At 42.0% G+C, this 23,137-nt stretch carries 20 protein-coding genes; 5 read left to right on the top strand and 15 right to left on the bottom strand.

Going from position 1 to position 23,137, the window contains the following annotated elements; all coding sequences use genetic code 11:
• The first annotated feature begins 89 nt into the window (after positions 1–89).
• Entirely contained in the window at positions 90–275 is a 186-nt protein-coding gene (locus NOS7524_RS27040) for a DUF4278 domain-containing protein (RefSeq protein ID WP_015141665.1), read from the top strand.
• 677 nt (positions 276–952) lie between these two features.
• Positions 953–1,555 (top strand): peptidoglycan-binding domain-containing protein, encoded by a 603-nt coding sequence (locus NOS7524_RS27045; protein ID WP_015141667.1) that lies wholly within the window; start codon positions 953–955, stop codon positions 1,553–1,555.
• 86 nt (positions 1,556–1,641) lie between these two features.
• Here the strand turns inward: NOS7524_RS27045 and NOS7524_RS27050 are convergent, their stop codons facing one another.
• The 3 genes from NOS7524_RS27050 to tftA form a co-directional block, all read right to left on the bottom strand.
• The gene (locus NOS7524_RS27050) at positions 1,642–4,062 is read right to left on the bottom strand and encodes a sucrose synthase (protein WP_015141668.1); all 2,421 of its coding nucleotides are present in this window, start codon (positions 4,060–4,062) and stop codon (positions 1,642–1,644) included.
• Between the two features lie 525 nt (positions 4,063–4,587).
• The gene (dacB, locus tag NOS7524_RS27055; RefSeq protein ID WP_015141669.1) at positions 4,588–6,051 is read right to left on the bottom strand and encodes a D-alanyl-D-alanine carboxypeptidase/D-alanyl-D-alanine endopeptidase; all 1,464 of its coding nucleotides are present in this window, start codon (positions 6,049–6,051) and stop codon (positions 4,588–4,590) included.
• Between the two features lie 173 nt (positions 6,052–6,224).
• Complete coding sequence (gene tftA / locus NOS7524_RS27060) at positions 6,225–7,592, bottom strand: hormogonium tapered terminus morphoprotein TftA (RefSeq protein ID WP_015141670.1); 1,368 nt, start codon at positions 7,590–7,592, stop codon at positions 6,225–6,227.
• A 252-nt stretch (positions 7,593–7,844) separates the two neighbouring features.
• Between tftA and dnaG the strand changes: the two genes are divergently transcribed.
• Positions 7,845–9,758, top strand: a complete 1,914-nt coding sequence (dnaG, locus tag NOS7524_RS27065) for a DNA primase (RefSeq protein WP_015141671.1) — start codon at positions 7,845–7,847, stop codon at positions 9,756–9,758.
• 275 nt (positions 9,759–10,033) lie between these two features.
• The gene (gene recA, locus NOS7524_RS27070) at positions 10,034–11,110 is read left to right on the top strand and encodes a recombinase RecA (RefSeq protein ID WP_015141672.1); all 1,077 of its coding nucleotides are present in this window, start codon (positions 10,034–10,036) and stop codon (positions 11,108–11,110) included.
• A 146-nt stretch (positions 11,111–11,256) separates the two neighbouring features.
• On the opposite strand, the gene NOS7524_RS27075 is transcribed toward recA, so the two are convergent.
• The 5 genes from NOS7524_RS27075 to NOS7524_RS27090 form a co-directional block, all read right to left on the bottom strand.
• The gene (locus NOS7524_RS27075) at positions 11,257–11,829 is read right to left on the bottom strand and encodes an ABC transporter permease (protein WP_015141673.1); all 573 of its coding nucleotides are present in this window, start codon (positions 11,827–11,829) and stop codon (positions 11,257–11,259) included.
• Between the two features lie 457 nt (positions 11,830–12,286).
• On the bottom strand, positions 12,287–12,889 hold the full coding sequence (locus NOS7524_RS27080; RefSeq protein WP_015141674.1) for a TIGR04376 family protein: 603 nt from the start codon (positions 12,887–12,889) through the stop codon (positions 12,287–12,289).
• A gap of 51 nt (positions 12,890–12,940) precedes the next feature.
• Positions 12,941–13,075, bottom strand: a complete 135-nt coding sequence (locus NOS7524_RS31050) for a hypothetical protein (RefSeq protein ID WP_015141675.1) — start codon at positions 13,073–13,075, stop codon at positions 12,941–12,943.
• A 132-nt stretch (positions 13,076–13,207) separates the two neighbouring features.
• A complete protein-coding gene (locus tag NOS7524_RS27085; RefSeq protein ID WP_015141676.1) occupies positions 13,208–13,360 on the bottom strand; it encodes a hypothetical protein in 153 nt (50 codons plus the stop codon).
• Positions 13,361–13,723: 363 nt separating this feature from the next.
• On the bottom strand, positions 13,724–14,317 hold the full coding sequence (locus NOS7524_RS27090; protein WP_015141677.1) for a MarC family protein: 594 nt from the start codon (positions 14,315–14,317) through the stop codon (positions 13,724–13,726).
• Between the two features lie 268 nt (positions 14,318–14,585).
• Here NOS7524_RS27090 and NOS7524_RS27095 point away from each other — a divergent pair, with 268 nt between their 5' ends.
• Positions 14,586–15,401, top strand: a complete 816-nt coding sequence (locus tag NOS7524_RS27095; RefSeq protein WP_015141678.1) for a carbon-nitrogen hydrolase family protein — start codon at positions 14,586–14,588, stop codon at positions 15,399–15,401.
• A gap of 66 nt (positions 15,402–15,467) precedes the next feature.
• On the opposite strand, the gene NOS7524_RS27100 is transcribed toward NOS7524_RS27095, so the two are convergent.
• The 7 genes from NOS7524_RS27100 to NOS7524_RS27130 form a co-directional block, all read right to left on the bottom strand.
• Positions 15,468–16,064: an HMA2 domain-containing protein gene (locus NOS7524_RS27100; RefSeq protein WP_015141679.1), complete on the bottom strand. Its 597-nt coding sequence runs from the start codon at positions 16,062–16,064 to the stop codon at positions 15,468–15,470.
• A 288-nt stretch (positions 16,065–16,352) separates the two neighbouring features.
• On the bottom strand, positions 16,353–16,661 hold the full coding sequence (locus tag NOS7524_RS27105; protein ID WP_015141680.1) for a DUF5132 domain-containing protein: 309 nt from the start codon (positions 16,659–16,661) through the stop codon (positions 16,353–16,355).
• 80 nt (positions 16,662–16,741) lie between these two features.
• Positions 16,742–19,054, bottom strand: coding sequence for a heavy metal translocating P-type ATPase (locus tag NOS7524_RS27110; protein ID WP_015141681.1), 2,313 nt, complete (start codon positions 19,052–19,054; stop codon positions 16,742–16,744).
• 160 nt (positions 19,055–19,214) lie between these two features.
• Positions 19,215–19,886, bottom strand: a complete 672-nt coding sequence (locus NOS7524_RS27115; protein WP_015141682.1) for a hypothetical protein — start codon at positions 19,884–19,886, stop codon at positions 19,215–19,217.
• Between the two features lie 35 nt (positions 19,887–19,921).
• On the bottom strand, positions 19,922–21,067 hold the full coding sequence (locus NOS7524_RS27120; RefSeq protein ID WP_015141683.1) for an HMA2 domain-containing protein: 1,146 nt from the start codon (positions 21,065–21,067) through the stop codon (positions 19,922–19,924).
• Positions 21,068–21,161: 94 nt separating this feature from the next.
• Positions 21,162–21,695, bottom strand: a complete 534-nt coding sequence (def, locus tag NOS7524_RS27125; protein ID WP_015141684.1) for a peptide deformylase — start codon at positions 21,693–21,695, stop codon at positions 21,162–21,164.
• A gap of 80 nt (positions 21,696–21,775) precedes the next feature.
• On the bottom strand, positions 21,776–23,062 hold the full coding sequence (locus NOS7524_RS27130; protein WP_015141685.1) for an HhoA/HhoB/HtrA family serine endopeptidase: 1,287 nt from the start codon (positions 23,060–23,062) through the stop codon (positions 21,776–21,778).
• Between the last annotated feature and the right edge of the window lie 75 nt (positions 23,063–23,137).

Genomic DNA, 23,137 nt, shown 5'->3' on the forward strand with positions numbered 1-23,137 from the left:
TTAGGGGAATCAGACGACATTTTGCATCGTGTATGGGGATGTGTGTACACCGTAGTCTGTTAAACATTTCCTCAAAGGAAGGCAAAGCTATGCAACTTACTTACCGCGCTGCTAGTTATGAACGCAACTCTACAGAAGTGAAACCAGCTGCTAGTTTACGTATTGGTTGCTATCGAGGTGCAAAAATTAACTTTTATCTGCCTACAGCAACATCTCAGGCTAAATCTCCTGTGCAACTAAAATATCGTGGTGCAACTTATACTACTTGGCGATAAATTTGGCTGAAGGCGATCGCTACTATTTTCTCAACCAAAAACACATTTAGTAGGAGCGTAAAATTCGGCACTCCTACTATTATTTTAAACATCAATTTATAAAGTATTAGGTAATAAAATGCACACATTAGCACCTATAAAACTAGCATATGATTTCTTTTTGCTAGGATTAAACCTTTATACAAATCTGATATTAGTGATAATTATGACCACCTTTCAATAGCAATAATTATTACATTTTTTTCAATTTTTGAATTTACTTCAGAAATCCCTATCACAAAATAAGTAATCAATCAATCTCAAATTTAAAAACCATACCTAGATATATACAGCTTAGGGTGGAATAATTTTTTTGCTATCTAGAGTTTATTATTCCTTGTCACGTTAAATAATTCAGGAGAGTATTATCTCAAGCATCATCGAGCAGTTTTTTAACCTATTAACTGCTGTAAATTGAAGTATCAAAAAACAACTTAAAACTGTATCAGCCGTACTGTAGTAGCAGTATCAATAACTCAGAATGACCTAGGGAAGATTAATTCAAAATTCTCAACGATCAATTCTGAATTATTGCCTATAGCTCGAAATTTAACTCATGAGATTTAAGTACGCACTATTCCGGAATTAATTAATTTTTTCTGTCAAAGGAATTATGGGTGATAGTGATATCAAATACGATGAATGATATTGTCCTGCTGATGACGGGCGTATTAGCAACAACGCAACCACCTCCGTCTATTTTGCCCAAACAGCCTGTAATTCAGCTTGACAATGGCGTGAACGGGTCTACACAAATTCAGTCAGATCAGTTAGTGTCATCTGCAAACATCACGCCACCTGAATTTATAGAGCAACATGAAAGTTCCCCAACTATTAAATTAGCTTTCAAACCCGAAAATCAAAAAACTCTGATAGAAAAAACACATCTTATTAAAGATGATTATAGCGTAGATGAGTTTAACAATTTTCAGGCTGTTAAGGTAAAATTTACTAATGAAGCGCGTTTTTTAACTGCACAAATTCGCGAAGATGTTGTTATTGCCAGAAGATTTGCTAGACCTACTAGAAGTCTACCAAATTTACGTTTTGGTAACTCAGGTACATCTGTCAGAGTCTTACAACGGTTGTTAGTGGCTAATGGTTATGCCATTAGAATAGATGGGGTTTATGGAGCATTGACAGAAAGTGCCGTTAAAGCTTTTCAAGTACAGCGAAATCTTAAGGTAGACGGTATCGTAGGCCCAAATACTTGGTCCTCGCTGACGAGATCCTCACGATAAGGGTATGGGGTATTGGAGGCAGAAGAGGAATTGGGGCAGGGGGTAAGGTATTTATCCCTGCTCCCCTGCTTCTTCCCAACCCAGTCCTACCGATACTGATGCTGTTCTAGAAGTTGTTGCGCTCTGGGTTTATAAATTAAATAGAATAAAGCCTCAAGGTAGCGTAGCAAGTCTTCACGGTTCTCCTTAGAAATAAAGTTCCAGAAGCCATAAATCCGTGCTAAAGATAACAGCTTAGTTGTGTGAATCTTCCATGTATATGTACTAAATACACGGTTAATTGCTTGCTGAGAAACTGTTTCCCAATATTGGGGATTTTGTTGACATTTAATGACAAATTCGAGAATTTTCTGGGCTGTTTCTTCTAAATCAGTGGGGTTAATGTAAAAGCCATTGATCTTATCTTGAATAATTTCTAATGGCCCACCAAATTGAGTAGCAAAGGTTGGTAAACCGGAAATCATAGCTTCGAGAATTGTCAAACCAAAGGCTTCAAATAAGGCTGGTTGGACAAAGATACCTTGATGGTCTGCTATCACCCGATAAATTTCTCCAGAATCGGTTTTTGATAACCGCACACCTAACCAGCGAATTTTGCCATGTAGATTGTACTCATCAATGATGTGGTAAAGTTTGACGATTTCATCGCGTTCTTCGTTATCGTCTGATTCTTCAACACGCAACTTACCTGCAACTAAAATTAAGTTGCAATGTTCTTGCAAGTCTTTACTGCGACCAAAGCATTCAGCTAAACCAGTGAGGTTTTTAATCCGGTCGAGACGCGCCATTGAGAATATTGGACGCTTACTAGGATCATCAAGTTTACCGAAGATTTGACTAGGATCTTCTAAAGTAAACAACATTTCGGCAATGCGATCGCGATCGCTCTCTACACGGTCTTCAGTCCGAGTGTAGGGAAAATAAGCATTTTCATTCACTCCAGGCGGTACAACGTTAAACTTGGGACTAAATAATTCAATTCCGTTCACTACATGGTACAACTCTGGCATGGAGAAGCATTTGTAGGATTCGTACTGTCCAATACTATCCGGTGTGCCGACAATTTCTTGGTAGGTGCTGCTGATGATAAAGTTAGCTGCATTCATGGCAATCAAATCAGCAGTGAATTGCAAGGAGAAATGATATTTATCGTCTAAATCTTGCCAGTAGAGGTTACTAAATAAGTATTTGGATTTTTCCAAAGCGTGGGCGATGTTGCACTGGGTAATTTTCATCCGTCGCGCCAACAAGAACGCTACCAAGTTGCCATCGGTATAGTTACCCACAATTAAATCTGGTCTCCCTTGGAATTCCGCCAGCAGTTCCCTTTCTGCATCAATGGCGAAGGTTTCTAGATAAGGCCAAAACTCAAACCGGGAAATCCAGTTTTGGGTCATGTTGGGGTTAAAATCCCGCAGAGGTACGCGCAAAATCCAGGCGTTTTCTGTACCGTGGACTTTTTCTAGCCGTTGGTTGCACAGAGTACCATCACTGTTGGGAATCAGACGAGTTAAAATAATTACTTTCGGCTGGACGTTTAACCCTTCTAAACCAGCTAGGATGGCATCTTCTTGCAGTTGCTTTTCTAAATTCTTGGCTTGGTCAAGCACATACACCACCTGACCACCAGTATCAGGACGACCTAAGACACCCTCTTGTCCAAACCAACCATGTGCTGACACCAGGATGATTCTAAAAATCATCGGGATGCGAGAAATGAAGGCTTCTAGGGTTTGGGGGTCAGGAGAGTCGATAAGTTCATCAAGAATATTTAAGGTTTCCTGGACACGTCCGGCTGTGTTACCCCAACCCGGTTCAAAACCCATCATTTGCAATTGCAAGCGGAATTGCTCGTAAGGTTCATCACTAGGTCTTTGGCTGACTACAGCTAAGGCTTTCTTGACTTGTTGGGAAAGCTGTTCCTGCGATTGAATATATTGGTTAATCAGCAGTTGCACACCGTTGTATTGGTGTAGGCGCAAGAAATTAAATAAGCTTTCCAGCCATTGTTTTGGGTCTTGAAACAGTTTACTAGATAGATAACGGTTGAGAAACTGCACACCCTTACCAATGTTTTTTGGGTCACGGATGACTGGGGAATAATCGTAAAAGGGGCCAAAATCGAGTTCTAGCAGATCACCTTCTTGGGGGTGGAATTTATTGACGAAGCGATCGCGCAGATCCAACAGTTCCTGTACAGTCATCGATTCCACATCTAAATCTGCTGTCAGTAGGTAAATTTCTTGACCAGCAATCTTGGAGCGAATAATGAAACAAGTATTTGAGTCTTCTTGAATAATTTCCTGAGTATAGTAAATGAGTTTACCTAAACGAGAATAAGCATAAAATGTGTCTGGTTTTTCGGATTTAGAGCAATATTCACGATACTCATGCAATATGTCATTACGCAACAAATATTTCTGCTCTTTGTGACGTAATTGACTGACAAAGTTACGCAAATCACTTCTTTCTTCGCTATCCAAGATTGCTTGAATCAATTCTGACATAGTAACCCCTAAATAATGATTTTGCTTCTAGGGTAGCGTAAGCTGAAAACCTAGAATTTAAACACGTATAAACGCGAAAAAACACAGATCAATATAAATACCTGTGTTTTTATAAGCTTGATCAATTCGTGTTCTTACTTACTTAGAATAACGATGAGTATGTATTATCGGCTCTAACTAAAGACAGACTACTTTTTATACTATTGATATAAATGTAGCAAATATTTGCTTATACTTATGTTTATTTTTTATACAAAGAATATAAAATAAGTCTCTTAAATAATGAGTAACCAACACCAGAAAAACAATATAGCTGTAGACAAGGCGATTAGGACATGACTAAAAGCTCAAACTCATTCATGACATGGATTTTACTATTGCAAGAGTGCCTATTGCCTATTGCCTTCTGCTATAAATGATAGGGTGCTTCAAAGATACAAATGCTCATTCTATTAACCAATAACTTTGTCTGACGCACCCTAAGATTTATGAGCTTTTCCATTTGTGGGGTGATTCAGAGGAATATTAACAACGTTTTAACTGTGTTAATAACACTACCATTTCATCAATAGCTTGCCGCAAGACACTGGCAGGTTGTTCTGATTGATTCACCATAATACTGAAAGCCAAAGGCTCATATTCAGGTGCATTCATATAACCCGAAAGAGAAACTGCACCCCTGAGTGTGCCTGTTTTTGCTTGTACAATTCCCTCAGCCGGAGTGTTACGAAAGCGATTACTTAAAGTCCCACTTTTTCCGGCTACAGGTAAAGATGCACGATATACATTTGCGCCTGGTGTTTTTGCTATTCCCTGCAAAGTTTGTACCAACGCTTCTGGGGTAATTAAATTCCGCCGTGATAAACCGGAACCATCTGCCAACTGATAGGATGTGGGATCAACCCCCAATTTTGTTAAATTTGTCTTGATGGCTTCTAAGCCAAGAGCCTCAGAACTTTTATTTTGTAATGTTGGCGATCGCACAGCTAAAGCTCTCAACAGAGATTCTGCAAAAATATTGTTACTATTTTGATTAGTTTCTCTGAGTAATTCTGATAAAGGTGGCGACTGCACAGATGCTAATTCCTGTTGATTATTGCCAAGACGAGCTACTAAAGTCTGTCCTAAAGTAATTTTTTCTGTGGCTAAAGCTGTACGGAAACGTCTTAAAAAGTAATAATCAGGATCAACTACAGGTAAATCTACTAAATAAGGTGTGGAATTGGCTGCTAATTGTCCCTCAATTTGCAGTATCTTGCCGGTTAAATCACGGCTAACATTAATATAGTTTGGTTGATTTTCGGCAACTGTCACTGACCGATTAACTACTAACCATTGTCGTCTTTCGTTATCATCATTCCATACTAACTGCGGAGTTTTACCAAGTGTTTGGGGGATGAGCTTCAATCCAAAAACATTTTGATTGACAATAAAACTATTAACTGGCGCACCATAATCTGACTGTACATCTTCCCATTGCCAAGTCGAGTTAACAATATCTCCTTGAACATAACTATTATCAGCAATTAACTGTTGAATTTGAGTAATACCCTGCTGTTTTAGCTGTTGGGCGAGTGCTTGTAATTGAGTATCACTGAGGCTGGGATCTCCCCTACCAACAACACTAAAAACACCATTGCCATTTTGATAAATAGAGGTACGAAAGCGAAAGTCTGCACCTAGTTGTAGTAATGCCGCAGCTGTAGTTAGTAACTTGGTATTAGAAGCAGGAATAAAATACTTCTGGGCATCCCGACTATAGAGATTTTGTACAGATGACAGAGGTTTAACTAAAACTCCCCAGCGTACTCGATTAAAGATGGGGCGATTAATGATAGCATCGATGGCTGTCCCCAATTGGGCAGGACAAATTGATTGTGTGCTAGTTGATGCTGGGGTTGGAGTTTGTGCTTGAACAACTTGTTGGTTAACACTGACTTGAACACCAACAAATAACAGCATTAACCCAAAAGTAACTTTTTTGGACATGACTAGAGTGATGAAAACTACTTGATGATGATGATGATGATAACTTGGGATTGAGCATTGAACATTGGAGATAATTTCTCCCTTATCTCCCACCCTGCGGGAAGCTGACGCTACATCTCCCCCATCTCCCCCATCTCCCCAGCCCCCAGTCCCCAATCCCCAGTCCCCAATTCCTAAACCCTATTAGCATTAAAGAATCCTGCTGAATCATACAGCCGTTTGATCATTGCTATAATTTTCGTACCATAATCTAAATCGGCTGACCAACGTCCTGACAGTTGTTCTAGTAAGGGAGCAACACCACGGGTAACAAAACGAAACCTGGGATCGACAACTTCATTCACTAGAGGTTCTAGGCTGGCGTAGGCTTTGAGGTGTTGAATATGCGCCCTAACTCCAATTCTGGCACTAGGAAAGGAAGCTGCCTCTGCACCACCGCCAATAGAACCTAAACCCGCAAAGTTATTTTGCTGGGGTTTAATATCACCACCAAAGCGCAAAAATCCCGTTTCTAAGCACATTTGGCAGAAAGCGATATCATAGTTCACTCCTTCCATAGTGGCTTCTTCTCGATAGAGTTTTGGTAAGTCGGGAAACTGATTGAGGGCATTTTCATTGTTGTTTCTCAGAAATAGTTGTAACTCTACTTCCGAAGTATTACCATTTGACATAATGCGGTCAAATTGACCAGGGCAAACTATCAAATTGGAGCGCAATATGACAGTGCGAGTTGCTGCATCCCAGCCCACCGCAACATTAAAGTCTCGTAATTCAATAGCTTTGATATATACCACTTTGCGATAGGTAATCCGATTGACATTGGGTGCTTTTGACAAGTCAATCCGCAGACGATCTACTAAATCAATGGGAATGTAGGCATTACCGTTAACTAAAATGCCTTGCTCTGCATAATTTTGTCCGTTGATGTTGATGTTGATGGGTGGATAATTGGGATCTTGCGGAGTTCCAGGGGTGGGATCAATAACTCGGCTCCAAGATGCTAATCCATCAGCAATACCCAAAGCAAAATCTCGGCGACGATTTTGCAGCAATGCTCGATCCTCTGGATTGCTAATAAACCCGACTTGTAATAACAGAGAAGGAATTACCACCTGCCGACAAAATGCTAAACTCCCCAACCCACTATCTGTGTCTGGTTTAACTCCCCGATTTGGTAGTTGAGGCACACGGCGTAATAGTCCCACTAACAGCAATTCACCATTACTTTTACGCTCATTATTACTGGCAATGTAATAGACACTAGCTCCCCGTACAGTAGGACTACTAGCAGCATCTGCATGAGTTTCTAGGGCAACATCACCACGACGAACACGGGAATTGATCCAGGCAATAGTACCCGCAGCACTCAAATCATCAGGAACTGCTAATACTTCAAAACTCCGCGATCGCAGTTCTGTTACAATCAAATCTCGCAGTAAAATCATTTCTCTAGCTTCTGTTGTACCACCAGCTATAGAACCTGGATCAATACCCCCTGCTTCTCGGCCTCCGTGGGCTGCTGAAATAAAAATACGCCCCATTTACCGTATTTCCTCTTAAATAAAATTAAGCGTAAGCAATTCTATACAATATTCTTCGTCTAGCAACAACAATATAATATCCATCAGGAGCGATTTATAGAAGGCAGGGAGCAGGAGATGAGGGAGATGTAGCGTCAGTTTCTCTTACGATGGCGTAAGCCTCTACCCGTAGGGTGGGAGATGAGGGAGATGAGGGAGATGAGGGAGTAAATAATGACTATTGCCTATTGCCTAATAACTATTGCCTAAATTATGTCAATTCCACGCCTGCACCCAGACACAATTGAAGAAGTTAAACATCGCGCTGATATTGTGGATGTCGTATCAGAATACGTGGTTTTACGCAAGCGCGGTAAGGATTTTGTGGGCTTGTGTCCTTTTCATGACGAGAAAAGTCCCAGTTTTACTGTCAGCCAAACTAAGCAAATGTATTATTGCTTCGGCTGTCAAGCTGGGGGGAATGCGATAAAGTTTTTGATGGATTTGGGTAAGCAATCTTTTTCTGAGGTGGTGTTAGATTTAGCACGACGTTACCAAGTCCCTGTCAAAACTCTAGAACCAGAACAACGCCAAGAGTTACAGCGTCAATTGTCTTTGCGGGAACAATTATATGAAGTTCTGGCTTCCGCCGCCCAGTTTTATCAACACGCCCTGCGCCAATCTCAAGGACAACGGGCTATGCTATATTTACGCAGCGATCGCCTGCTGAATGAAGCTACAATCCAGCAGTTTGGTTTGGGTTATGCCCCTCCAGGTTGGGAAACTCTCCACCGCTATCTGGTAGAAGATAAGCACTACCCGGTGCAGTTGGTGGAAAAAGCGGGATTAATTAAACCCCGTAAGGAAGGAAGCGGTTATTATGATGTCTTCCGCGATCGCTTGATGATTCCTATTCGTGATGTACAAGGACGGGTGATTGGGTTTGGTGGTAGGACTCTCACCGATGAACAGCCCAAGTATTTAAATTCACCGGAAACAGAATTATTTAATAAAGGTAAAACTTTATTTGCCCTGGATCAAGCTAAAACTGGGATTTCCCAACTCGATCAGGCGGTGGTAGTAGAGGGATATTTTGATGCGATCGCTCTCCACGCTGCGGGTATTAATAATGCTGTCGCTTCCCTCGGTACAGCCTTGAGTTTGGAACAAGTCAGGTTGATGTTGCGTTACACCGACTCCAAACAATTGGTACTTAACTTTGACGCTGATAAAGCTGGGACTAACGCCGCAGAAAGGGCAATTGGGGAAATTGCTGATTTAGCTTATAAAGGTGAAGTTAAACTCAAAATTATTAATATTCCAGACGGCAAAGATGCTGATGAGTTTTTACGTTCTCATGGTCGAGAAGATTATGAACAACTATTAGCAAATGCCCCTCTGTGGATAGATTGGCAGATCCAGCAAATTATCAAAGACCGCAACTTAAAACAAGCTACAGATTTTCAACAAGTCACACAGCAAATTGTCAAATTACTCAAAAATATAGTTAATAGTGACACCCGCAATTATTACGTTTCCTATTGTGCAGAAATCCTCAGCTTAGGCGATACCAGACTCATACCCTTAAGAGTCGAAAATCTCTTAACTCAAATCGCTCCATCAAAAACTACATATTCTCAACCTGTAGCCTTAAAGAAAACGGGGAATGCCGTCAAACTTTCCCCACTCCCTACTACAGAACGAAGCCTTCTGGAACAAGCAGAAGCTTTACTACTGCGAATTTATCTACATTGTTGTGAACAGCGTCAAGCTATTATTTCAGAATTAGAAGAACGAGATTTAGAATTTAGTCTTTCTCACCATCGATTTTTGTGGGGACAGATTTTAGAGTTAACAGGCGAACAGATTAATATAATTTCTAGTTTGCAAGATAGATATTTAGAACTAGCTGAAGATATCGGTTTAATTTCTCATTTATTTCATTTGAATGAGAAAGCTAAGAAAGAAATTATGCGTACTCCCCAAGTTGTGCAAGCTGCGATCGCTTGTATGGAACGAGTGTTGAGAGAAAAGCGTTATCGTCACTTTTTGGAACTGTGGCAAGAAACTGATCCAGAAGCCGAACCAGAAAAATGGCAGTCATATTATCAAGCATTCTATGCTGAAAAGTTGAAGCTTCAAGAACTAGATCGTCAGCGACAATTTTCAATTACAGAATTGCTTTGAAGAAGACAAAAGGCAGAAGTAGGGTGTGTCAAGGCTTTAGCTTGACGCATCATGTTATATCGTATCCGCGTAAATCCGAGTTTAAAATGTTACCTTTTCCAAAATTTTTAGAGTGCCGCTACCCCAATCACGTAGCAATCAGGTTAGGATCTTGTCACAGTTACTTTTTAATTTGAGAAGTCCTATTTCAGAATTTTCTGGCTAAAATAGTATATCTGTTCTAGTAAAACTCCCAACCCCACACTTCTTAAATCCATATACTTATAGAGGCACGAATGGCTATCAATACCGATACTTCCGGCAAGCAAAAGGCGCTGAATATGGTACTCAACCAGATTGAGCGCAGCTTCGGTAAAGGAGCAATCATGCGCCTGGGAGATGCTACCCGGATGCGGGTAGAAACAATTTCCACTGGGGCGCTGACTTTGGATTTGGCGTTGGGTGGCGGTTTACCCAAGGGACGGGTAATTGAGATTTATGGGCCGGAAAGTTCCGGTAAGACGACTGTAGCACTTCATGCGATCGCGGAAGTGCAGAAAGAAGGTGGTATTGCTGCCTTTGTGGATGCAGAACACGCCCTTGACCCCACTTACGCAGGCGCTTTAGGCGTAGATATAGAAAACTTGCTGGTTTCCCAACCCGATACCGGCGAATCAGCTTTGGAAATTGTGGATCAGTTAGTGCGTTCCGCCGCCGTTGATATTGTCGTGATTGACTCCGTTGCCGCGTTAGTTCCCCGTGCTGAAATCGAAGGGGATATGGGTGATGCTCACGTTGGTCTGCAAGCGAGACTGATGAGCCAAGCTCTACGTAAAATTACTGGTAATATTGGTAAATCTGGTTGTACAGTTATCTTTATTAACCAGCTACGGCAAAAAATTGGTGTCACCTACGGTAGCCCAGAAACCACCACTGGCGGTAATGCGTTGAAGTTCTATGCTTCAGTGCGCTTAGATATTCGTCGGATTCAAACCTTGAAAAAGGGTTCTGATGAATTCGGCAACCGAGTTAAAGTCAAAGTTGCGAAAAATAAAGTTGCACCACCTTTTAGAATCGCAGAATTCGACATCATTTTTGGTAAAGGTGTTTCTACTTTAGGTTGTCTAGTAGACTTGGCAGAAGAAACTGGTATTCTGATCCGTAAAGGAGCTTGGTACAGTTACAACGGTGATAACATTTCCCAAGGGCGAGATAATGCCATTAAGTACCTAGAAGAAAAGCCAGAATTTACCGAACAAATCAAGCAATTGGTACGGGAAAAATTAGATAAGGGAGCAGTTGTTTCTGCGAACTCCGTATCTAAGGCTAATGAAGAAGATGAAGATGAAGAGTTGGATGAAGAAGAAGAATAGTATTTAATTTGATGGTGCAGTTATGTTTCAGGCGATCGCACCACCAAAATAGAATTATTATGTACTATAAAAGATTACTTCCATCGGAGGTAATCTTTTAATTTTTGACAACAAGACGCAGCATTCCCCAGTCTTTAATCCCCATTTCAACTAGACTTTTTACCGTTGTTGACAATCTGAGCCAGCATATATCCTGTGGAATCTAGTAATTGATCCAGCAAAAAACCAATGCTCCCTATGTAAATTATTGCTTCAAAAATGTCACTAACATTGACAGATTTATAACCATTCCAAGCCAGCGCACCCAATCCTTTCTCACCGAGCAACATTTCTGTAGTAATCACTGTAAACCATGCTACCCAAACACCAACTTTCAGAGCATGAAATAGATGAAAAATTGCTACTTTAAAGTTGTTATCTTGTCTGCGGAAATGTTGCATACCAATGGCGATGTTAATGATAATTGTCCAGAGAGTAGCGACAAAAATCACACTCACAACTGCTGATTCTTTTTCTTGCAAGATAATCAACAGGATGGGTAACAATGCTACAGGAGGAATGCTATTTGGTATTTGAACTATTCGTCTAAAAATTTGATAAATTGCGGCATTTATCCCAATCAAATATCCCAAAAAACAACCTAAAACAGCAGCAGGAATGTAACCTACAAATAATTTTTGTAGGCTATACAAAACATCTAAAAATATACTTCTTTCCATGCCTCAGTTCAATTTGGAACGTCTGAAAAATACTGCGGCAAGCACAAAAAAATGATAAACAGAAAAAATTATGGTGTGACGCTCTGGTTAATTACACTTTATCAGAATATGTATATTTTATATAAAAATTAAAGAAATATTTCCATATTGAGATTTTCGATAGTTTACTAATTAATCAGTAGTAAACCATCAAGAAAATTGCTGTCAAATTACATACCATTTTGAGATTTGATTTCTAGGAAATTAACCGTAGAGTAGGCAATGAAGACGACGTAAAATTACAGCAGATTCGATGTTTATGAAGTACAGCAACTAATTGAAAAAAGTAATGAGTAATAAGTAAATTTCTTACTCATTACTCATTACTCATTACTCATGATGTACCTCACTTACTTCAAAAGTGCTGTAATACTAGAGGTAATTTTCAGCATTGCCTACCTGACCAGAAATGCAATAATTATTTTCCCAAATTGCGCTTCATTTGTTCTAACTCGTCTTCAGTTTCCCAGCGACGAAACTTTTCTTCCAAGTCATCCAACCCGCTTGTATAACTGCTAGTGGGAGTCCACCAGCCGTTGGTTTCTAAGCGTTGCTGGGCTTGGGCTTTAGCGCGCGTTGTCTGCGCTTGTGCTGCCTTGGTTTGGACTTCTTGTCGCCGCACTTGTATTTTATGCAGGAGTTCTTGGGATTGTTTGATGCGTTCCTTTAAGCCTTGCATATGTCCCCAAAGCTGATTCCCTTCACGCAGTAAGGCTGCTTCTCTGTCTTGGGCTGCCGCCGCTAAATCCTGTCTACCAGCGTTTTGGGCTTTCTGCACACGGATATGCCAACGCTGAATTTCTTGAGCAGTAGAGAGAATATCTTCTTGCGATCGCTTCTCTTGCAACTGTAAATCTGCAATTAATTTTAATGTATCTTCCTCTTGCTGCCGCAGCTGTTCTAACAGCGCCTCTAATTCCAAATGCGGATTATTACGCAAGAATTCCTCTAAACGGTTTTCCAGAAACCGACTAAAATCATCAAATAAGCCCACTGTCAGAACTCCAGAGGTTAGATACATTACTACTTTATTGTAGTAATTATCATCGTAGGCGAACACCAGGTTAGAAAATTAAATATTTGATTTTTGCCAATCAACAGTTTGGGTAAACCACAGAGTAGGTAAAATAGGTTCTGGTGCTACCATTCCATCTATAGGTGAACCCGATTCAGAAGTTCCAGATTTACAGACTTTAGCTGATTTCATAATCCTTTAGTAGCATTAACCAGTGTCAAGAATTTGAAAAATAAAACCACAGACAAACATAGATAGTTTATCTATAGTTTGTCTGTGGTTGGATTATATGACTATCGTGCAGTTGACTCATTGCACTATTATTTACCAAATCTCAGCTGTACCCTTTTTATAAGGTTCCCCGCTAAAAGGTTGCACGCCAATTATAGGATAAGCGTCATCGGTAGGGCCAAAGATCCGCATTACGGCTTCAGAAATATACTGAGTGATGCTAGCAAGCATTTTAGTAATAGCCATAATCTTAGACTCCTTTTTGAGTCAATTTATCTTGGTTTCTATACTCTAATTCTGATAAGTTGTTCCGGCTGAGTTTCTCAATATATTGACAATATACGCAATGGTTTTTCAGATAGCTTTGCAATACTTAAACTTATTTACCAATTATTACTTTCTATATCTATTTTAATTCAAAATCACAATTAACTGAATGTGTTTCAGTTTTGTAAGATGGGCAATGCTGAAAATTCGTGCAAGCCTCGATTTTTAATTTGTTGATATATGAAACAGCCAAGGCGTTAGTTGAAAAAGCAAGAGAGAAACTGGGTAGGGATGAGTCGAGAAGCAGGGGATATGGGGGAGGGAGTTTGATGATTAACAACCTTACTGTAAAAACAATTCTCGAATCCCGGTGCTACCAATCTCTACAGCCAGTGCGGCTAACAGAAAACCTAAAAGCTGAGTCACAATTACCCCACCCTCAGCACCAATCAAACTATCAATCTTGTTTGCCAAGCGCAAAATCAACCAAGTCACAAACATCGCGCCTACAACCCCCACAACTACAGCCAGATGGGGACTCTGGGATTTGGACATTAACAACATGACTGTCGTGATTGTACCTGGCCCTGCTAGCAATGGCAAAGCTAAAGGTGTAATCGAGACATCCCGTCCTTGTTCGGTAATTGGTGTATTCAATTCTCCCCGCAGCATTTGCAAGGCGATTAACAGCAATAAAAGACCGCCAGCTACTCGCAACGAACCCATGCTAATTTCTAAATAGGTCAAAATATATTGACCAGTAAAGGCAAATATTAGCAGAACTGCGATCGCTACAATAATCGCCTTATCAATTACTTTATTTCTATCTTCTGGTTCCATACCCTGAGTTAAAGCTAAAACCACTGGTATATTACCTATGGCATCTGCTAGGACAAACACCGCAATAAAAGTTTGAATGAGAACAGAAGTATCCACAATAACACCAGTTAATCAAGGTTTGATTACAAGCTAACCTGAATGTAACCTGAGTTCGGCTGGTTGGTGTTAGCGGTAGCGAGGCGTTTAGCCGGTGCTGTTAGCGGTAGTGGGGCGTTGAGCAACGTGTTGGGGACTTTCAGAAAAAAACGGGCAACACAACAACATCCCCCCTCATCCTCTTGTCCCCTTGTCCTCTTTGTCAGATATTGAAGTAACGGTATATTTGAGTATCTATCTCACACAACTACACTGTTTCTTTAAGTCTATGAAGTCTTATTTAGCCGCCGCTATTCAAATGACCAGCGTACCTGATTTACAAAAGAATTTGGTACAAGCAGAGGAATTAATTGATCTGGCTGTGCGCCGAGGTGCGGAATTGGTGGGTTTGCCAGAAAATTTCTCGTTTATGGGGGAGGAAAACGATAAACTAGCACAAGCAGAAGCGATCGCTCGTGAAAGTGAAATCTTTATTAAAAAGATGGCGCAACGCTTCCAAATTACGCTTTTAGGTGGGAGCTTTCCAGTTCCCGTAGGCGATACAGGTAAAGTATATAACACAACAATTCTTGTTGATCCCAGTGGGCAAGAACTCGCCCGCTACAATAAAGTACATCTGTTTGATGTGAATGTGCCTGACGGTAATACCTACCGCGAATCTAGTACAGTTGTAGCCGGTCAGCAATTACCCCCCGTCCATTTTTCAGACACTTTAGGCAATATCGGGGTGTCTATCTGTTATGATGTCCGCTTCCCCGAACTCTATCGCCATCTGTCCCAAAAAGAAGTGGATGTCATATTTGTGCCTGCTGCGTTCACCGCTTTTACAGGTAAAGACCACTGGCAAGTTTTGCTACAAGCCAGAGCCATTGAAAATACTGCCTACGTAATTGCACCAGCACAAACAGGTAATAATTATGGTCGCCGTCTCACCCACGGACACGCAGTCGTCATTGACCCTTGGGGGACAATTTTAGCTGATGCTGGTGACAAACCCGGAATAGCGATCGCAGAAATTAATCCCTCACGCCTAGAACAAGTCCGCCGACAAATGCCTTCGTTACAGCATCGGGTGTTTAGTTAAGGTAGGGGACAGAGGAAGCAGGGGGCAGAGGAGATTTTACCCCAATGCCCCATTCCCAATGCCCAATTAAGATTCTCCCGACTCAGCACTAGGCTTTTGTGGTGTAATCCCATGAAGTTTAATAAAACTATCAAAGGAATACCAAGCTAAGACGTACCAGGGAATAATCTCAAACTGTAAACCTTTAATTATTAACTGTCTTACAGCCAAAAAACTCAGTCCCAAGGGAAAAAGAAAGCGGATATCAACAACTCCATCCGTCGCTTGTTTGACTCGTTTATTCAAATCTATCACTGCACTGGCTACAGTCGTTGCCGCTTCGGTATTACCCTCTGTAGTTTCTGCAAAAATTATCCCCAAATCTCGTAGTGTTGCTAGCACATCTTCTAAGCTGGCATCTGTACCATCATGCTTAATGACAATACTGCCATGATGAATATTAGTCCGTACTTTCTGCACAGTAGATTTAGCTTCCAGTGCATGAGCAATGTGTTGCATGATGTCTGGTTGGCGGTGAGATTGGGCAATTCTCAACCGTAGTCTACCTGGGGTATCACTAACAATTTTTGTAGATATAGATATTGGTTTGGATGGTGTTTTAAAGTTAATTTTCTGTTTTAATTTGGGCATTGTAGTCAGACTACCGTAATTATTTGTCAACATCAAACCATCCTCCGAATTTAATGTTTTTATTTGGTTTTTAATTAATTTCCAATTTGTAATTCAAAACTATAGACAACTGAGATTTTTTAAACTTAGATAAATCAATATTTCTTGTTTTTCTCTAATACACAAAATTAGCTGTATCAGTCCACTAGGATATTAAACTTAGAGATGGGTAAGCAACCCATCTCAATTAATTCCCAAAGCATAAGTAATCAGATTGGACAAGGTGAGTAATTGATCATGGAAAAGCAACCAATGAACAATTACTGATCACCCGTTACCAATTTACACACCATTATCAGAAACAGTATCAATGCTAGTGCTAGCAGCTTCAAAAACTGGTGTTTCTTTAGCTTCTGCTAGTTCAGCCTTAGCTTCTGCAACGATATCTTCCCAAGTTTCACCTAGTTCAGCAAAAGCGCCTTTGCTCTTTTCGTAGGCAACGATACCACCTTTGATGATTGACTTGGCTATGGGTTTACCAATTCCCGCTACTACAGGTAGGAGAACGGGAGCTAGAAGTACAGCTCCAATCCCAGCGATTAAACCAGGAGCGCCGGCTTCTTCAACAAAGTCAGTAATTTTAGGGGCCATAATTAATTCCTCCGGAAATGTGAATTTGAAAACTTGTAAGTATTAAAGCTTTCTAGCCTAATATGCCTAGATTTGCTACCTCATCTCCCTGATGGTAGAGCTGTTTTCATTGAATGTTTGATGATTGGGCGTAAGCCGTTGACTCCAGCCACGATGGTAGAGCCATTGTTGACTACGGTTGCTGCTAAGGGGTTCAATCCAAACAATACTGCTACCATTAATGCTGCCAAGTTAGGAATAGCAACAATACTGGTGTTTTGTCGAATTAAACTCTTGGCTTGACGGGCGATCGCGATCGCCTCCAATAATCCATGCAAGTCATTCTGCATTAACACCACGTCTGCTGTTTCGCGGGCGATTTCGGAACCGTGGGCAAAGGATACGGAGACATCGGCGTAGGCTAAAGCTGGGGAGTCGTTGATCCCATCTCCCACAAAGGCCACTGTTTTACCTTGTTCGTGCAGTTGACGTACTACCGTGGCTTTCTGCTCTGGAAAAGCTTCTGCGTGAGTATTGGCTGGCGCAATCCCCAATTCAGTTGCTACAGCTTGCGCTGTTCGCTTGTTATCCCCAGTCAGCATATGCACCTCCACACCGTCTACCGTCATGAGTTGGGAGATGACTTCCCGGCTCTCTGGGCGGAGAACATCACTATACTTTATTCTACCTTGAAGTTGCCCATTACTGGCTACATAAATTACCGAGGTAGCTTTAGAGCCGTTGCCGTTGAGCGCGTCCATGTTAATCTCTTGCTGGCGCAAAAATCTTTCACTCCCTACATAGACAGTCTCGCCATCAATCTCGGCTTTGACACCTAAACCCAGTTGATAATCCCACTTGCTCCGGCTGGGAATGGCGACTTTTTGGGTTTGGGCATAGCGAATTACAGCTTCGGCTACTGGATGTGTCAGACGCTGTTCGGCGGCGGCAGCTATGGCTAAGATGCGATCGCTAGATATTTCTGGGTTAAAACTTTCAACCGCAATTACCGATACTTCTCCTTGGGTGAGTGTGCCTGTTTTATCAAATACGACTGTATCAACTGCCGCTAGTTGTTCTAGGGCGCGACCGCTACGGATGAGAACACCTTGGCGGGCGGCATAGCTGAGTGCTGCTAAAACAGTTGTCGGGACGGAAACTCTAATGCCGGTAGCAAAATCCAGGGTTAAAACACTAGCAGCCCTTGCGGGGTTCCGCGTCAGTGCAAATACGCCTGCCCCTAGTAACAAAGTTGGCAACACAGCTTTCTCAGCAAATTTGATGGCGTAGTTTTCCATCCGGGTATCATGGACAGGAGCTTCCTGCATTAACTTGATACTCTGTCCGGCGCGGGTGTCGTTACCTACCCGTTCCACGAGGATGTAAACTCGGCCTTCCCTTACCAGAGTGGAGGCAAATACAGACTGTCCCTTGGTTTTCAAAATCGGCACAGATTCACCTGTCAGTTTTTGTTCATCTAGGAGTGCCTTACCTTTGATGATGCTGCCATCTACGGGGATTTGTTCGCCAGGGTAAACGATGACTGTATCCCCTGGATGTACTTGTTGGATGGGAATTTGCACCTTCTCACCATCGCGTTCTACCCAGACAAACTGGCCTAGGGAGTTCAATAAATCTAGGGTTTGCATTTTGGAGGAACGAGCCGTGCGATCGCGGATATTCTCCCCAATCTCAATTAAACTTAACATCAACGCCGGGGTGAGAAACTGACCTTGGACTGTGGTGATAGCGATCGCCATAAAGTCTAAAAAGTCGATAGTCAGTTTGCGTTGTGCAACAATCCCAATAAACGCTCTCTGCACTACGGGTAAAGTGGCCAGAGCAATAGTTCCTGCCGTCAAGATGGGGGGGATAGTTACGCCCAAAGGCCCACCCAGCAATGCTAAACCAGTGGCTAAAACCGAAAGTTGCAATCCCGGCCAAGATTGTTCTTCCTCATCTTCTGATTTAGCTAATGTCTGCTTGGTGTTGAGTGGTAAGATGCCAGGATCACTAGCAGCGACAATCAGACAACTGAGGCGCGATCGCATTTTGGCATCTTTAATTGCACTCACTTTGTAGGTGACAACTAAAGAGGCCGCAGCCGGCTTAATTCTGACATTTGTAATCAGGGTATCAGCTTCTAGTAAAGCTAAAAGACGCTGGGCATAATCAGCATCGTAGCGTAACCGAGGCACACGCCACCGCAACCTGCCCGGTACTGCATGGACAATACTATGCGTCACTGGAAGAATCTGCTTTGCAGAAGTAGTTGCAGTAACTTTGCCATGCTGTTTTTCGGCTGTCTGATAGGCAGAGATGGAAGTTACAGACACTTCCTCATGTTGTACCTCTACGACTTCTAAAGATTGAGGAGGAAGGGGTGACGCGAGTTGAACGGTTGTTTTTGCCATTGATGAATCCCTGAAACGGTGAATAAACTTGTGTTTGCAGTAGTCTCTTCAGTAAAAAAAGAAAATAAGTACCCCTAGGCAAGATATCTTTGCCATTGAACTTTCAGCACTATCCCCCATCTGAAGAGATGAGATAACTGAATGCAGATTTATGATTTTGTTAATTGTGGTTAGCGTTAGCAGTGATCCCCGCCGATTGAATTAGATCCTGTAGATGGGTAACTGCGGCTGTAAACACACTTTGCATTTGTTGGTGGGAACTTCGGAACATTGTCGGTTGATAGGTAATGACAACTGATGCTGCATCTCGATTAACTCGTTCACTTTTCACTACTGGATCTGCTTGTAATACAGCCTCTAAACGTTGGACGTATGCTGGATCTGAGGCGATTTGCGGCACATGAAACCGCACTCGTCCGGGGATCGCATGAACGATGTTACAGGCGACTGTTGCAGGTTCTTCAGTTGTTTGTGGGTTAATGCTAGGCTGAGGCGGAGAGGATGCAATCTCTGGTTTTACTTGTGCGTGATCAGCTGCTTGCAGTAAATTAGCCAGATGCGATCGCATCTCAAAATCTGACATTAATCCTAGCTTGTAGGTAATGACTACTGATCCCGTATCTCGATTAGCTTTCTGACTGATGATCTCCTTTTCCTGGGCTAGCAACTTGCAAAGTCGTTGCAGGTATGTGGGATCTTCACTAATCCTTGGTACACAGAATGTCACCTGCCCTGGTAGGGCGTAAGTAATGCTGTAAGCTACTTGTGTCGGATGTGTGAGTTTTTCGCGTCTCGGTCGCGGAACAGAGTCTGATGATGCAGAATCTTCCATCTTGATTCCTCCAGTATTCCTGAGTTGGCAAATATTTACAGTGGCAAGTTCGCCATAAAAGCTAGAGAATAAGACAGTGCAGCAGGCTTCATCTCAGCCCACCAACTGGAGATATATACAGTATTGTTGCCTTCAGATTCAGATATTTTTGCTTCTGTTAGCTCAGTTATTTGATTCACTATTTCTGGTGCAGATGTCGATACTGTGGTTGGTGGTGTTGGCTGTGGTGTTGGACTGACGGGAACTGTAGGGGTAGTTGTTGTCAAGGCTGATTCCATCAGACTCACCCAATGGCATACAGCTATTTCTGCCCTTGGGTTGTAGGTAATGGCAACTGAGGCGGCATCACAATTGATTCGCACGTTGTTTACTAGAGTATCGGTTTGCAACAACCTTTCTAGCCGCTTTGCATAGGCGCGATCGCTAGCTATGAGTGGTAGATTAAACCGAATTCTTCCAGGTATCTGATGTACAACACTATAGGTCACTTTGGCTGACCACTTTGTTGTCTCGCTATTTTTATTAACAATAGGAGTTTGATTTTCTGCGTGTGCAGATTTATCATCTGCATCTGCACTTTTACCGCTTACTGATCCAGAAATGCGTGGTTTGATATAATCTATCACCCGTCGGGTAGCATCGGCGGTAATCATATAGACGGGAATTGACGCTAGACCGCTAATTCCTAATCTGCCTGTGACTGCTAACCCAGTCATCAAGGGAATAAAAGATATTGTTTGCTCTTTCCAAAACTCAACAGATTTCCAAGGAGCGAAGGGATCTGATAGCGGCGAATTTGGGGAGGTTTGAATATTTAATTTTTGTAACACACCCAACATCTGCGACAGTGACAGTTGCTGCTCATCAAAGCTAACTATCATACTGCCTGCTTGCTCATTTGTTACAACTTCTTTTACACCAGGACACTGCCGTAAGTATTGGGTGATCCTCTGGAAGTTGGAGCTAAAACTACCGTCAGTCGCTTTAATACGTATGCGCCCATTGGTTGCGTGTACAACTTGCATACCCGTAGCAGAGAGTTCTAATTGTGGCTGTATCACTACTCTACTGCTATTTGTATTCACTTTTATTTCATCGCTGTGACGCTGAGTAAAGGTTAAGTCAGAAAACCTTGGTAGATGAGGACTTAACCCTTCGCGACTAATAATAGTTTGTGCCATTTATTTCGATAGCTACACCCGACTTGAGGTTAACAATAGGTTAAGTATACATCGAAAAAACTTGTTAGGTATCATTCTTAAGAAGAATTTTTGTTTATGTAGTTTGGGATACAATTTTTTGGTATTCCTGCTCAGTGATCATGTCGGAAGGATTTTCTATACGGTCTATGAAGAGTACACCATTTAAATGATCAAATTCGTGTTGAAATATACGAGCCACAAAATCAGTTAGCTCTTGCTGTTGTAACTGACCATGACGGTTAGTGTATTCAACTGCGATCGCTTGATACCTGGGAACCAATCCCCTCATCCCAGGAACACTGAGACAACCTTCCCAACCTTTGACAACCTCTTTTGAGTGAGCCACTATCTTAGGGTTGATCATCGCCGTTGGTTTCATTTCTGGAGCGTTGGGATACCTAGGATTGGGACGAGAAGCCACAATAAATAGACGATAAGACTGTGCCACTTGTGGTGCAGCAATTCCCACACCGTTAGCTTGCATAGCAGTGGCGATTAAATCATCAATGAGTTGTTGAAAAGCTGGAGCATGAATATCTTCCACCACAGCAGCTTGGTGGCGTAGTGTAGGATTGCCTACGTGAATAATGGGTAATGATGCTGTCATGTGTGAAACTTGGGGATTGGGGAGCAGGGGAGCAGAGGAGCAGAGGAGAATAACTATTGCCTATTGCCTACTGCCTAATATCACCCTTCCCTCTGCACTGGTAAAGGCGCAGGGCGGACTGCCAGTTGGGTGATTTGTCCATTGCGTTCTATTTCAACGGATAGAGGGCTACCTATTTGGCTATCTTCTACTAGCTTTTGTACTTGTTCTACTGTGGTGACTGGTTGATTATTGATTCTTTGAATTACGTCTCCAGTTCTGAGTCCGGCAACGGCTGCGGGAGAGCGAGGTACAATGCTCACTAATAAGACACCTTTCTCGGCTGTAATATTGACGCGATCGCCAAATCTTTGATTAATTCTTTCTTTAATTTCTGGCGTGAGTGTCACCATTTGAATCCCCAAATAAGGATGATCAACTCTACCTTTAGCAATCAATTCTTGAGCAATTTTCTGCACAGTATTAATCGGAATAGCAAATCCTAAACCTTGTGCGCCTCGAATAATCGCTGTATTCATCCCAATTACCTGACCATTGGCATTTAATAAGGGTCCGCCAGAGTTACCAGGGTTAATCGCCGCATCTGTTTGGATATAGTCAACGCGCTTATCACTAGCACCAATATCACTACCAGAACGACCTGTGGCGCTCAGAATTCCAGAAGTTACAGTATTATTTAAACCCAGGGGATTACCAATAGCAATTACTGCTTCTCCAGGTTGTAAACTGTCAGAGTTGCCTAAAGAGATAGTTGGCAAATTATTAGCATCAATTTCAATCACAGCTACATCTGTCACCGGGTCTTCACCCAGCACTGTCCCATCATAGGTTCTGCCATCTTTGAGGGTGACTGTCACCTGATCGGCACCATCTACTACGTGAGAATTTGTCAAAATCTGACCAGAAGAATTAATAATAAATCCTGAACCGCTACCTCTTTCCACCCTTTGTCTAGGTTGTGGAACAGCATCACCAAAAAAGCGCCGGAAAAAGGGATCGTTAAATTCACTCGGTACACGGGAAGTCACAGTTCTAGCAGAATCAATCCGCACCACAGCCCCGCCCACCCTCTGCACTACTCGTACAACAAAATTGGGATCTCCAGATGCGGCAATAATTGGTGGGGGTGCAACTAGGGGATTGGTATCATTTGCCGTTTGGGCTGTCGTCTGAGACTGGACTTCATTGGTTTGTGTTTGTAAATTCTTAGTGGGTAAAACAGCGCAACCACCCAAGAACAGCAAACCTACCCCACTCAGGAACATCAAAGATTTTGCCGACAATTCGGCAAGATTTGTACCTTTGTGCCTTCTGCCTTTCTTCTGATCAATATTTTTTAATTTACTGCTGTACTGTGTCGTCTTCATGTGTCTTTGCTTCTCCGTGTTGGTCAGGTGGTGCTAGGATATTGCCTACCGGGTGTGTCCCAAGATGATTACAAC

It is taken from the genome of Nostoc sp. PCC 7524 (assembly GCF_000316645.1).
Lineage (GTDB): Bacteria > Cyanobacteriota > Cyanobacteriia > Cyanobacteriales > Nostocaceae > Trichormus.

What these genes read in the sequence shown, in the direction of transcription:
- NOS7524_RS27040 (WP_015141665.1), top strand. Translation starts at nt 90, where the DNA reads ATGCAACTTACTTACCGCGCTGCTAGTTATGAACGCAACTCTACAGAA.
- NOS7524_RS27045 (WP_015141667.1), top strand. Translation starts at nt 953, where the DNA reads ATGAATGATATTGTCCTGCTGATGACGGGCGTATTAGCAACAACGCAA.
- NOS7524_RS27050 (WP_015141668.1), bottom strand. Translation starts at nt 4,062, where the DNA reads ATGTCAGAATTGATTCAAGCAATCTTGGATAGCGAAGAAAGAAGTGAT.
- dacB (WP_015141669.1), bottom strand. Translation starts at nt 6,051, where the DNA reads ATGTCCAAAAAAGTTACTTTTGGGTTAATGCTGTTATTTGTTGGTGTT.
- tftA (WP_015141670.1), bottom strand. Translation starts at nt 7,592, where the DNA reads ATGGGGCGTATTTTTATTTCAGCAGCCCACGGAGGCCGAGAAGCAGGG.
- dnaG (WP_015141671.1), top strand. Translation starts at nt 7,845, where the DNA reads ATGTCAATTCCACGCCTGCACCCAGACACAATTGAAGAAGTTAAACAT.
- recA (WP_015141672.1), top strand. Translation starts at nt 10,034, where the DNA reads ATGGCTATCAATACCGATACTTCCGGCAAGCAAAAGGCGCTGAATATG.
- NOS7524_RS27075 (WP_015141673.1), bottom strand. Translation starts at nt 11,829, where the DNA reads ATGGAAAGAAGTATATTTTTAGATGTTTTGTATAGCCTACAAAAATTA.
- NOS7524_RS27080 (WP_015141674.1), bottom strand. Translation starts at nt 12,889, where the DNA reads ATGTATCTAACCTCTGGAGTTCTGACAGTGGGCTTATTTGATGATTTT.
- NOS7524_RS31050 (WP_015141675.1), bottom strand. Translation starts at nt 13,075, where the DNA reads ATGAAATCAGCTAAAGTCTGTAAATCTGGAACTTCTGAATCGGGTTCA.
- NOS7524_RS27085 (WP_015141676.1), bottom strand. Translation starts at nt 13,360, where the DNA reads ATGGCTATTACTAAAATGCTTGCTAGCATCACTCAGTATATTTCTGAA.
- NOS7524_RS27095 (WP_015141678.1), top strand. Translation starts at nt 14,586, where the DNA reads ATGAAGTCTTATTTAGCCGCCGCTATTCAAATGACCAGCGTACCTGAT.
- NOS7524_RS27100 (WP_015141679.1), bottom strand. Translation starts at nt 16,064, where the DNA reads ATGTTGACAAATAATTACGGTAGTCTGACTACAATGCCCAAATTAAAA.
- NOS7524_RS27105 (WP_015141680.1), bottom strand. Translation starts at nt 16,661, where the DNA reads ATGGCCCCTAAAATTACTGACTTTGTTGAAGAAGCCGGCGCTCCTGGT.
- NOS7524_RS27110 (WP_015141681.1), bottom strand. Translation starts at nt 19,054, where the DNA reads ATGGCAAAAACAACCGTTCAACTCGCGTCACCCCTTCCTCCTCAATCT.
- NOS7524_RS27115 (WP_015141682.1), bottom strand. Translation starts at nt 19,886, where the DNA reads ATGGAAGATTCTGCATCATCAGACTCTGTTCCGCGACCGAGACGCGAA.
- NOS7524_RS27120 (WP_015141683.1), bottom strand. Translation starts at nt 21,067, where the DNA reads ATGGCACAAACTATTATTAGTCGCGAAGGGTTAAGTCCTCATCTACCA.
- def (WP_015141684.1), bottom strand. Translation starts at nt 21,695, where the DNA reads ATGACAGCATCATTACCCATTATTCACGTAGGCAATCCTACACTACGC.
- NOS7524_RS27130 (WP_015141685.1), bottom strand. Translation starts at nt 23,062, where the DNA reads ATGAAGACGACACAGTACAGCAGTAAATTAAAAAATATTGATCAGAAG.